At 45.9% G+C, this 11,840-nt stretch carries 14 protein-coding genes; all 14 read right to left on the bottom strand.

All coding sequences use genetic code 11. The features are described from left to right. Window positions 1–55: 55 nt before the first annotated feature. The 14 genes from ACQKMP_RS18785 to ACQKMP_RS18720 all read right to left on the bottom strand — a co-directional run bounded on the left by ACQKMP_RS18785 (window position 56) and on the right by ACQKMP_RS18720 (window position 11,564). Entirely contained in the window at window positions 56–637 is a 582-nt protein-coding gene (locus tag ACQKMP_RS18785) for a 50S ribosomal protein L25 (protein ID WP_042184221.1), read from the bottom strand. A 172-nt stretch (window positions 638–809) separates the two neighbouring features. Next, window positions 810–1,082: a helix-turn-helix domain-containing protein gene (locus ACQKMP_RS18780; RefSeq protein ID WP_042184219.1), complete on the bottom strand. Its 273-nt coding sequence runs from the start codon at window positions 1,080–1,082 to the stop codon at window positions 810–812. 15 nt (window positions 1,083–1,097) lie between these two features. Further along, window positions 1,098–1,334: a DUF6953 family protein gene (locus ACQKMP_RS18775; RefSeq protein WP_042123499.1), complete on the bottom strand. Its 237-nt coding sequence runs from the start codon at window positions 1,332–1,334 to the stop codon at window positions 1,098–1,100. 109 nt (window positions 1,335–1,443) lie between these two features. After that, window positions 1,444–1,761: a hypothetical protein gene (locus tag ACQKMP_RS18770; RefSeq protein ID WP_042184217.1), complete on the bottom strand. Its 318-nt coding sequence runs from the start codon at window positions 1,759–1,761 to the stop codon at window positions 1,444–1,446. A gap of 93 nt (window positions 1,762–1,854) precedes the next feature. Beyond that, the gene (locus tag ACQKMP_RS18765) at window positions 1,855–2,730 is read right to left on the bottom strand and encodes an alkaline phosphatase family protein (protein ID WP_379424890.1); all 876 of its coding nucleotides are present in this window, start codon (window positions 2,728–2,730) and stop codon (window positions 1,855–1,857) included. 5 nt (window positions 2,731–2,735) lie between these two features. Next, window positions 2,736–3,779, bottom strand: coding sequence for an ABC transporter ATP-binding protein (locus ACQKMP_RS18760; protein WP_379424889.1), 1,044 nt, complete (start codon window positions 3,777–3,779; stop codon window positions 2,736–2,738). Continuing rightward, a complete protein-coding gene (locus tag ACQKMP_RS18755; protein WP_042184213.1) occupies window positions 3,776–4,579 on the bottom strand; it encodes an ABC transporter permease in 804 nt (267 codons plus the stop codon). The genes ACQKMP_RS18760 and ACQKMP_RS18755 overlap by 4 nt, the downstream gene beginning before the upstream one ends. Continuing rightward, on the bottom strand, window positions 4,576–5,499 hold the full coding sequence (locus ACQKMP_RS18750; RefSeq protein WP_042184211.1) for an ABC transporter permease: 924 nt from the start codon (window positions 5,497–5,499) through the stop codon (window positions 4,576–4,578). The genes ACQKMP_RS18755 and ACQKMP_RS18750 overlap by 4 nt, the downstream gene beginning before the upstream one ends. Before the next feature lie 92 nt (window positions 5,500–5,591). Continuing rightward, window positions 5,592–6,704, bottom strand: a complete 1,113-nt coding sequence (locus tag ACQKMP_RS18745) for an ABC transporter substrate-binding protein (protein ID WP_042184209.1) — start codon at window positions 6,702–6,704, stop codon at window positions 5,592–5,594. 194 nt (window positions 6,705–6,898) lie between these two features. Next, window positions 6,899–7,675 (bottom strand): ABC transporter permease, encoded by a 777-nt coding sequence (locus ACQKMP_RS18740; RefSeq protein ID WP_427470671.1) that lies wholly within the window; start codon window positions 7,673–7,675, stop codon window positions 6,899–6,901. An 18-nt stretch (window positions 7,676–7,693) separates the two neighbouring features. Then, window positions 7,694–8,470 (bottom strand): ABC transporter ATP-binding protein, encoded by a 777-nt coding sequence (locus ACQKMP_RS18735; RefSeq protein ID WP_042184205.1) that lies wholly within the window; start codon window positions 8,468–8,470, stop codon window positions 7,694–7,696. An 11-nt stretch (window positions 8,471–8,481) separates the two neighbouring features. After that, window positions 8,482–9,513, bottom strand: a complete 1,032-nt coding sequence (locus ACQKMP_RS18730) for an ABC transporter substrate-binding protein (RefSeq protein WP_076285212.1) — start codon at window positions 9,511–9,513, stop codon at window positions 8,482–8,484. Between the two features lie 22 nt (window positions 9,514–9,535). After that, on the bottom strand, window positions 9,536–10,990 hold the full coding sequence (locus tag ACQKMP_RS18725; protein WP_339244383.1) for an aryl-sulfate sulfotransferase: 1,455 nt from the start codon (window positions 10,988–10,990) through the stop codon (window positions 9,536–9,538). A gap of 28 nt (window positions 10,991–11,018) precedes the next feature. Next, complete coding sequence (locus tag ACQKMP_RS18720) at window positions 11,019–11,564, bottom strand: MarR family winged helix-turn-helix transcriptional regulator (protein ID WP_042193136.1); 546 nt, start codon at window positions 11,562–11,564, stop codon at window positions 11,019–11,021. Window positions 11,565–11,840 lie beyond the last annotated feature (276 nt).

The raw sequence follows: 11,840 nt of genomic DNA, 5'->3' as shown, positions 1-11,840 counted from the left end.
AAAAAGCAAGTTTCCTCTTCCCTGGAAACTTGCTTTTTTTAATATAAATATATATTTAAGCTGTAGTTACTACTGCTTCTTCAACTTCTTCATGTACAGTCTTAATCTGAATCATTACTGCATTCGGATCGGTCAGCACTTCGATTCCATCTTGGAAAATCAGGTCAGAAACTAGCAGCTGATCGCCAATATCAAGTTTACTAATATCTACTTCCATAGAAGTAGGCAAAACGCCCGGCATACAACGAACCTCTACTTCATACAATTCCACTTGCAATACGCCACCGGCTTTCACGCCGATTGCTTCCCCTGCAAAATGAATCGTAACTTTACTATCCATATTTACAGACATGTTCACATGCTGGAAATCAATATGCAAGATCTTACCTGACAGAGAATCCTTTTGAATATGCTGAACAATGATCGGCATTGCTTCATCGTCCGTTGTTTTTGCTTGCAGAATAGCCCGTGGATTTTTTTTCAAAGTACCCAACAGCTCTTTTTCATCCACTTCTACGTTCAGAGTATCTTTACCCACTCCATACAATACAGCCGGGATACGTCCCTGTTTTCTCGCTAATTTCTTTTGGGACTTTGTTTCGCCAGTACGCTTGTTTAATTGAATAAATTTACTCATTTTTTATTTCCTGCTCTCTTTGACCATAAATTCTTGTCAGTCTAAGTATAACATGACCATATAATCTAGTCAAATTTAGCAGAAATCTCCCCTTTTCCATACAAAAAAGAAGACTTGAGTGAATTCAACTTCCCATTCCTCAACTCTTCCCAACTGCACTTTCTCAATTTATTTAACGCTTACTTAAACCATGTTCACCTATCACTTCTTCTATTGTACAAACACTTTCATTCAACTCTTCGATTCCAATGAGTTCCCCAGGCTGTACATTAAAATATAAACAAAGCTTTAAGAGCAAGTCTCTGGGATACTGTACCATCTCATCCTTATACATACGGCGAACCGAATCAAAGTGATAATTAATATCCTTAGCAAGCTTTCGTATAGAGAGTTTGGGATCATGATTCTCCATGACCACACTTAATTTACTTCGGATAACCGGCATATATTCACCTCCAGCTTAAGTCCACGCCCACAAAAATCCATCGCGATCCCACGCGATTTTGCCGCCGTGCAGCTTCCGGAAAGCTTTCTTTACTTCCTTGGACAGTGAGGCATTGCCATTCTCATTCACAAATACAAATTGTTCCCCAAAATTCTCTTTCACATATTCAATCGCCGCGGTCTGATACAAGGTACCCGTAAACCGAATTTCCTTAACCATCCATTCCGCTACATCTTGTGCTGTTACTTCCATATGGATGTGCCTCCTTTCATGTACTTCATGCTAAAATGTGCCCTCATTATAACATGAATACAGCCCGACCGGACAAACGTCCGAATCGGGCTGTATTAGGATGTCTGAATTAATGTGGATATGTATGATTCGAAGAATGACGAGTCTTCTGTCCACCGCTTACCATCAACAAAATCCCTGTGATCAAGTGTAGTACCCATCCCACGAATGGAATCCAAGCGAGTAAAGAAGTTACAATTCCGAGTACTGAACCATAAATAGATTCTTGGTTCTTTGAAGATAAAATCAAAGTAACCAGGTGAAGAATAAACATCAATCCCAGTGCGGAGTACCCAGTGCCAATTACAATAGCAGCACCCAGAATTGGAATTGCTAAAATAATTTCAAATGAGCCTGTAATCCATTTCAAAGCTCTAGAAGCGCTCAAAAGACAACCTCCCAATAGGTAAAATATACTATTTATTATACAAAAAACCATCGTTCCCGTATATGATTTTTATCGTGATTTACTATTTTATTTTCATCCTAAAATCACAGGTTCATTCACCTCATGAAGTGGTTGATTTTGCACAAAAGGAGGCAGTCCTTCCTTGCTCATTGCAGCCGAAGGTGCAAGCCCTAAGCAATGGCACATTAGCGGAGCTAGCCGTAACTGGGGAATTGCTTGATCCTCTTTTTCTAGTGGTAATACATCTACTCCGAACGTATATAACGGCACATCCCGCTCGGAAGAGGTTACCCCACCATGGTACCCATTTGCGTTCATTCCATGATCTGCCGTAATCAGAATCTTATACCCCTGCTCCATCCAAATAGGCAAAACAGTGGCTAGCAGACCGTCAGCATTACGCACGGAAAGCTCATATTCCTTACTCTCCCCCCCATAATGATGCCCGGCGTCATCTATATTCATGGAGTGAATGTATAAAAAATGCGGATCATAGGCACTTCGTAAATACACGGCATCGGCAAATACATGGCTGTCAGGATAGTGATCCTCGAAATAAAAGCTGCCATGCTGAATTGGCTTCATCACATTATGCTGATGGCGATCAGCCAGTGGATCAAAGGGTGCAGAATTATAAAGCTCACTGACCCAATGATAGGCGACAGCAGCTGTACGCAAATTAGCGGCTACTACCAAATGAAATACACTTTCTTCATGGCTAGGTCTCACAATATGGTTAGCCGTAACTCCATTTTTGGACACGGGTGTACCCGTCAAAAGTACTTCATAAAGCGGGCGCGACAGACTGGGTAATTCCGACTGTACTCGATAACAAGATAAGGATCCTTGCTCCACAAGATGCTCCAGATACCCCATGTATTTGCGAGCAGCATCATATCTAAGTCCGTCCAAGACAACCACAATGAGTTTATTGGTCATTTCCGTCATTCTACTCACGCTCCTTCTCGCTCTAAATGTAAAAGCTCGGAAGGGTTCAGCGCCAATGTGACTTTGTCCCCTTCTCTAGCCCCTAGCCAGCGTCCATCATTTAAAAGATCAACCGTTAAGCGGATTCCTTCAGCCTCAACCGTACATCGAATAATATTGCCTAGCACAGACACCGATTTAATCATTCCATTCACCAGTTGTGCTCCGGCAGCAGCCTCCTGCTGACCCGCCCCATCATGCAGTAACGTTACGGCTTCAGGACGAATAGCAAAGCTGTCCATCCCACTATCTATTCCGTGGAACAGCGCCATCACCTCTGGCCGAGTCAATACGTTATAACTGCCCATGAACCGGGCAACGAACTCTGTGCGCGGCGCGGTGTACAGTCCTTCCGGTGTTCCATCTTGGACGATGCGTCCACCATTCATAATGCAGATGCGGTCGGATAGAATCAGCGCTTCTTCCTGATCATGCGTAACGAATAGGGTCGTCATGTTAAAGCGCTTCTGAATATCACGAATTTCGGCACGTAGATTCTTACGAATCTTGGCATCAAGTGCACTCAGGGGCTCATCCAGCAGTAATACTTTGGGCTGCACGGCTAGAGAACGGGCCAGCGCTACCCGCTGCTGCTGTCCACCGGAGAGTGACTGCGGGTAGACATCCCGCTTCTCCTCTAGATCGACTAAAACCAGCAGTTCCTCGCAGCGGCTACGTCGGGCGGCTTTGGACAAACCACGCATCTTCATTCCATACTCAATATTTTGGCTCACCGTCAGATTAGGGAATAGAGCATAAGACTGGAACACCATCCCCACCTCGCGTTTACGGGGCGGCAGATTTGCCAGATCTTTATTCTCTAGAAGGATTCTGCCGCCATCCAGCTCCGAAAGGCCAGCTATGCAGCGAAGTAACGTACTTTTCCCGCAACCGGAAGGTCCTAGCAGCGTCACAAGCTCCCCTTCACGAATCTCCAAATCTATATTGTCTAGCACACAGGTCTCACCAAACATTTTGAGTATTCCCTGCAGCTTCAGATAATCGTTCATCCCTTAACGCCTCCTCCCATCTTTTTGCCAAGCTTCATTAGTACCATCGAAAGGACTAGAATAAACAGAAAATACGAGATGGCAATCGCACTGGCTAAATGTCCGCTTTCGCCCATTCTTTGATATAGATACACCTGAATCGTCTGAATATGCCCGCCAACTAGCATGTTTGTAAGGACAAATTCACCGAACAGAACGGAAAATGATAATAAGGTAGAGACGATAACGCCAGGCCAGATATTTGGCAAAATCACATTCATAAAAGCCGTTCTGCGGCGGGCTCCAAGCAATTCTGCGGCATGCAGCAGTTCTACGGCGTTAACGGTCAACAGACTATTGCGAATGCCCTGATACATATAGGGAAGAATGACCACAAAATACGCCCCCACCAATAAATAAGCTGTTCCAGCGATATCAAAGAGGCCAGAGGAATAGGTACGAATAAGTCCCACCGCAGCCACTACACCAGGCACCGCATAAGGCAGAACAACAATCACTTTCATAAAGCTCTCCCAGCGCGGAAAATAAATAGTGATGACAAAAACAGCTGGCAGCATCACGGCCAGACTCAGCACCACGCTAATCAGGCATAAATACAGCGAAGTCCAAAGCGCCTCCAAAAAACGAATATCCTTAAACATTTCTCCGAACCAATTCAGTGTCCAAGCTTGAGGCAATAAGGTATTTTGCCAGTCCTGCGCGAAGGCATAAATACCGGTTGCTAGCAGTGGAAGTAATAAATACACCATGAGCATTAGCATGAAAGTACGCGGAGCGAAGCCTGCTTTACGTATATTCATTGCCCCACCTCCTCACTAGCTGCCGTCCACAAGCGCCGAGAAGATTTGGTTTTCACATCCGGTTTACTGAGCGCTTTAGCTCCAAATCTCTCCGTTCGCCGAACCATCAGATGATTCAAATAGACGGCCAAAATCGTAGTCAGACCCAGCAGAACAGCAAGCGTACTCCCCATTTCTGGCTGAGTAACCACATCTCCAGCAACCAGTGAACCGATACGTACCGCCAGCAGATTATAATTCCCGCCAACCAAAGCATATGCCGTTGCATAAGCACCCATCGCATTGGCAAACAGTATTCCCAGTGTGCCGAAGATCGCCGGAGTTAGAATTGGCAGCCCAATCGTCTTCCAGAACTGCCACGGTCCTGCTCCCAGCAAGGACGCCGCCTCTCTCCACTGCTCACGAATTCCGTAAAAGGATGGATACAAGAGCAGTAAGGCTAATGGAACCTGAAAATAGACATACACCAGAATCAGACCAGACCAGCTATATAAATCAAAATCGGTAAAAACACTCCAGCCCCACTGTTTGAATAAGAGCGTAAACACTCCATTGTTACCAAGCAAAATAATATACGCAAAAGCTAGCGGAACTCCTGCGAAGTTAGAGGTCATATTCGACAGCATTAAGAGTCTGTCCCTTACCCTCGGAGTGAACCGAGTAATACAATATGCACAAAAAAGTCCGACAATGATCCCTATCAGACTTGAGGTTAAAGAGATCAGCAAGCTGTTCTTGATTGCCTGCATGTAATAGGCACTTTGCAGTGCATGCAGGTAATTGCCTAGCGTAAGTCCAGTTCCATCGGCCTTTTGGAAACTTCCCGTCAGCATGGACAATACAGGCACCAGCTGAAATGCCAACACCATCAGTGCAAACGGAATGAGTGCCAGGATCACACCGCGGCTTTTCTGTTTCAACTTCCTCACTCCTTGTCGCGGGAATAGAACAAGGGCACCTTACGGCATCGTAACGAAGGCGCCCTGTTTCTTTTTTTGGGGGAAGAACAATTCTAGTTCAAATGCACAAGCACACGTTCCTGCCATAACTGTGGAATGGTCTTCGCTGTTTCTTCCCATACCTTGTAATCGCCAACAGGCTTAGCGTTAACATACTCCTCTTTTGGCAGCAGCTTAGCCGCAACATCATCCGGCAGTATTACACTGTCACGGATCGGACGAGCGTACCCTTTGGCAAGATTAATCTGTCCTTCATCACTAAGGATGTATTGACGTGTCAGCTTCGCGGCGTTAGGATGCGGCGCATATTTGTTGATGATCGTTGCATAACCGCTCACCACACTGCCTTCCTTCGGAATGGCTACCGCGAAGCCATCTTTGTTGATCTGATCTCTATAGTTCAAAGCGTTGAAATCCCACAGCAGGGTAACTTCTACTTCCCCTTTTTCAATGTTAGCAAGAGAAGCTTCTGCATTGGAGAGACGTCCTTTTTTAGCTAAATCTTCGAAAAAAGCAATCCCCGGTTCAATGTTCGACTCATCGCCACCAAAAGCAATCGCCGCGGCCAATACAGCCATCTGCGCTTGAGCAGCTTTGGTTACATCACCTACGATGATTTTGTAATTTCCGTTCTTCAGATCTTCCCAGCTCTTCGGTGGATTAGCCACGAGCTTGGTGTTTGTCAGAAACGAAATCGTCCCTTGATAGCCGACAATCCAATTCCCGTCCTTATCCTTAGCCCAATTAGGGATCTCATCCCAGTAGGTCGTTTTATAAGGCTGTGTTACTCCTTTATCCACGGCAACCGATCCAAAAGCGATCCCTACATCTCCGATGTCAGCCGTTGGTTTATCTTTTTCCGCATCAAACTTGGCAATTTCCTCCGCACTCGACATATCCGTATCTGAATGTGTAAGACCATACTTACTACTCATATCACTCCATGTATCCTTCCAGTTCGCCCAGGAATCCGGCATTCCCACGCTGATAACACTGCCCTCTTCTTTAGCTTTACTCTCGATCTCGGTCAGACTTAATTCTTTGGTGCCAGCATTTCCATTCGTTGATTCGTCAGCCTTAGCCGAATTTCCACAAGCAGCAAGCAACAGGACGAGCAAGGATAACATTAGACCCATCGATAATTGATTTTTGATCCCTTTTTTCATGATTTCCCCTTCACTCCTATTTCTTATTTGCGGGCTTCTCTATGCTCCAACTGTTAGGCACCCAATTGCAGTATAGGCGTGTACTATTTTCGCGGCATTAAGGAGGATAGGAATATTTGTAAATAAAAAGTAAGACATACCAAAAAACCACCTGATTCACTCAGGCGGTTCTCGTGTTTATGCTTAAAGCTATACTACCTTCTACGCGCCGCCACACTTACCACGCCGTATCTATAGAGCACTTTCTTGCCGAACCATCCAAATAACCGATCCGTGAAAAAGCCCATAAAGCCAAGACAGAATAACCCTACAAAGATCCAATCTGTCCGGAAAAACAATCTGGAATTCCAAATCAGATAACCTACACCTTCGTTCGAAGCAATCATTTCCGCACCGATAATCGCCATATACGAGGTTCCCATCGCTAACCGGATGCCTGTAAAAATATACGGTATCGTCGCCGGGACGATCACATGAATCAGAATTTGCCACTCACTGGCGCCCATACTACGGGCTGAGCGGATTTTATCCTCCTCTACGGACATCACACCGGTCAAGGTATTCAGCACCACAATAAAAAAGGTAGCGTACATAATCAACGCAATCTTCGACTGCTCCCCAATGCCAAACCACACTAGAAACAATGTAATGAATGCAATCGGCGGGATAAAACGAATAAAGTTCAGAAAAGGCTCTGCAAAGATACGAATTACATTCACCTTTCCAATAATCAGACCTACGGGAATCGCCATTAAACTGCCGAGTACCCAGCCAATTAGCACCCGGTAAAAGCTAATCCCGATATATTGCATCAAAGTTCCGTCTTCCAGAAGTTCCTGTCCACCCTTAAGCGTACTCCACGGTCCAGGGATCACATCAGGACCGTAGATCACTGCCCCAAGCTGCCAGACGCAGAGTGCGGCAATCCATAGTATGGATACAGAAACCCATTTCTTTTCCACCCATTTCATCATCTGTCCCACCCTATCCTATTCTTCGAAATGGCTTTGAATCTGGTTGTATAGCGAGTAAAATTCCGCTGAGGCTACGTCCCGTGGATAAGGCAGCGTATTGTCATAAATGTCCGTGATGTTAGAGGAAGGGCCTACAGACATAATGCCGATCCGTTCCCCCAACAGCAAGGCTTCCTGAATATCATGGGTTACAAAAATTACCGTCTTATGCGTCTGTTGCCAGATGTTGACCAGTTCTTTCTGCATCGTCCTCCGGGTCATCGCATCAAGCGCACCAAAGGGTTCATCCATCAGCAGGATCGCTGGATCATTGGCAAGCACCCGTGCCAGCTGAACACGCTGCTTCATGCCTCCCGATAACTCCTTCGGGAACTTCTCCTCATGCCCGTTCAGTCCTACAAGTCCGATGAACCTATCCGATATCGTGCGCCGTTCAGCCTTTGCGATTTTCTTCATTCGCAGTCCAAACTCCACATTCTCTCGAACCGTTAGCCAAGGGAATAAAGAGGAATCTGCTTGCTGAAATACAACTGCCCGATCTCTGCCAGGCTTATTCACCTCTTCGTTATCCACCCGAAGGTTACCGCCAGATTTGGAAACAAATCCGGCGATCATATTCAGCAGCGTCGACTTTCCGCAGCCACTTGGACCGAGTAGAACGAAGAACTCTCCACCTTTGATTACGAGATCCACATCTTTAATAATATAATGAACATCTCCAGCGGCTGACTCACTGTAGCTCTTGCGAAGCTGCTCAATATGAATGGTGTGCTGCTTAGCAGGTGATGACATGCTGAACCCTCCTATTTCTTATACGTGACTTTTTCCGGCAAAGCTTTGGTTAGCGGTTCAAGATTCAGCTTGCTATCCAGATCAAAATCCTTCTCAATGATTCCATTGTCGACCATATATTTCTTCTGCTTCGTCAGACTGTCATAAGCCGCCTGCGTGAATCCGAGCGCCCATGGATTGTTCGGAAGATCTTTGATCGTCGATTCCTTAGGCTGCTTCACTTCCTCGTACATCAAATCAGCAACCTCATCTGGATGAGCCTGGGCATAGCCCCCTGCTTCATCCACTGCTGCGAGAAAGTTCGCGATCCCCTCTGGATTTTTCGTTACAAAATCATTCCCTGCTACAATGCCCATCCCTAACCGCACGGTTGTTTTGGACATATCCGTCAGCTCATGTACGCCTGCAAGGGCACCCAGCTTATCATTAAGAACTGAACCATAGAACCATGCACCATCCACAGCCCCTTGCTTCAAAGCGATATAAGATTCGTCAAAGGCTCCCTGCCCTATCAATTCCACATCACTGAGCGCGATGTTATGCTCTTTTAAATATTCATCCCAAAGGTACGGAATGAAGGTTCCACGAATAAAGCTCAGCTTCTTGCTTTTCAATTCCTCAGCTGTCTTGATATCATCCTGTACGAACAGCTTCCATTCTGTAGAAGCTTCATCTGTCGCCAGACCCGCAGAGGCGATGATAGCGTAATCTCCTTTCGACACTGCGTTCAACAAGGGAAAATCGGCCCCGAAAGCCACATCTACCTGTTTAATGAAGAGTGCATTTACACCTTCTGCCGGGGAACCAAAGTTGACTAGTTCGGCGTCTATCCCGTGTTTGGCGAAGATACCTTTATCTAATGCCACACGAAAGGTTGGATTCGTATTGATGTCAGCGATTTTAATCTTCAATGTCTCTTTTTTGCCGTTCAATGCTCCATCTTTAGAGGACGACGCATCACCTTTGGAGCTGCAACCTGATAATAGGATAACAACGGATAAGGATAAGAGCAGAAAGCTTGAGCTGATCCATGACTTTTTCACAACGACATCCCCCTCAAATGTATTAGTTGGCTTTGCGGCTACTACCTTCATCAGTCGTCGCCACACAAGCAGCCCCCTCAACAAACGGCAGGGTTGTTGCCACGTTCACTACCGAATCCGATCCCTTAGGTGCAGCTCCTGGTACTCTGAACTGCGTGACATCTATCGGCTCAATCGCTTGTTCTTCCGGCTTCTCCAGCTGCGGTACCCACGCATAAGGCACACGATAGGAACGGTAAACCATGTTTGTATTTCTGGAATCGTTATACGGCGAGATGTATTCCCAGACCAGTTCATGCTCTGGCGTAACCTCGAAAAGTCTACCGTTAGATCCTTCTGTAATTAAGGTGTTGCCATTCGGTAACCGCTGGGCTGAGCTAATATAAGGACTATAGAATTTATAAGAATCCGTCGGAACAGAGAATCCTGCTTCTGCCGCGGTATACTGCCATTCAATTTCGAGTGTCACTGGATTAATCTCTAGAATTCGAGAGTAGTCGCGAAGTGCATTTTTTTGCCCAAAGGGTGAAGATGGATTGGGAAGACCATAACCGCCCCAACCTCCGTTATCAAATACAAGCAGGTTTCCTTCTCCCGGCAAGCCCTTCGGAATGATGTGCGCATGATGCTGGCCAATGATCCAATCGATATGCTTCAATTCTGGCAGTGAGTAGTCTGGACCAATTCTCCACACGATGGCCCCGGTACGCTTATCTGTAATTGCGATAATATTCGCTTCCCGTGCATCCCAGATCACGTTATCTGGATGGAAACGCTCATCGCCTGCATCGTAAAACTTATTAGGTCCTACATACGAAGCTGAATTGATATGCAACCAGTCACCGACACCGCCCCCCAGATTCCCGAAGGAGCGTGAGTTAGGATCACGGAATAAGACGTTTTTCGCCGCTTCATCAAAGCCTAGCTCTGCAAAATGTTCATTCGGGGCCCACTCCCAAACGATATTCCCTTCCCAATCCACTTCGATAATCGTGTCATCCAGCAGCTGCTTGTCGGAGATTTGGTGGTTGTAGATATTTTTGTGAGCGAGGATTAGGGTTTTGCCACCGTCTACCTTAGGCTCTAGCCCTGGTGCAAAATAACCCACCGGATTGCCTTCGCGCTGATAGTCATGATGCTGGCGGGCATACCAGAGCGGTTCATAACCCGGATCTTCTATATGTTCATAGCTGTTATATTTCCATACGATGTTACCGTCCCAATCGACCTGCACCAGATCTACATTATCCTGAATGCCAAATTTGGGATCTCTCCTTCCTGTACTGCCTAGCACATAACCACCAGGGAAGATTTTAGCCGGAAACCCGAGCAGTCCCTTCCACAGATGCACTTCTTTACCGTTCATATCAATCAGTACAACACCTTCTTCACCCGCTTGAAATACGGTATAGCCACTCCACGCTTTGCTCGGATTAAATACGGTTGCTCCAGTTGGAAATATGGTTGAATGTCCCATCGTTCATCTCTCCTACATTTAATTTATTTTAATAGCTAAGATAATTACTTTTCTTTGTGACTGCTCGTGGCTTCTGTTCAAGGTTTGGAGAAGCTTCAGCCTCAGCATTCTCCTTCACCAGCTTCAGCAAGATGTCTGAGAATCCTTCGAGATTACTAATGATCCGCTGATAAAAGTGACTTTGCTGCACCAATTCCTCTTCCGTGAACCCCTCAAACAGAAGCGAAATACATCGTTCCCCAATGTTGCTGTTAAGCTCTGCCATCTTCCGGCCTTTGTCTGTGATGTCCAGCATCACCGTCCTGCGGTCCCCTTCCTTACGTCTGCGTACAGTAAATCCGCCTGCCTCAAGCTTATCGCTCAAAGCTGTGATCGCACCTGACGTAAAGTCCAGTTCATCTGCTAAATCCCCAAGCCGCTGTTCACCCTCGCGAATGATTTTATGTAGAATCAGCATGCCGGGTAAAGAGATGCCTGCTACTGCAACCTTATCCCGTTCCTTTACAAATCTGCGGACCATCTTGCGGAATACCCAGTCCGTCTCCTCCAGCTGTCTCCAATACGTATCGCTCATTCTTACCTCATCTCTCTCCATAGCCAACAAAAAAAGACTCCCAGCACATATCCCAGGCAAGGGAAAAGTGCGGGAGCCTTTGGCGGTCCAATCGGCTCAGATAAATTATTTCACTGTTCATTTAATTAGTGTTTAAGTATTGCTGATATCATATAACCCTTTATTCCTACCTGTCAAGTATGTATTTTTAATTCTAAAAAAATCACCCCAATACCGGTGCAGATCGCATGCTTGTACTAATTCAAAATCAAATAAGTTTTAAGCTTTTTCATTGAC

This window comes from Paenibacillus sp. NPDC101420 (assembly GCF_050277435.1).
Lineage (GTDB): Bacteria > Bacillota > Bacilli > Paenibacillales > Paenibacillaceae > Paenibacillus_AQ.
Note: the sequence above shows the minus strand (reverse complement) of the source record. Positions and strands in the feature narration are given on the sequence as shown.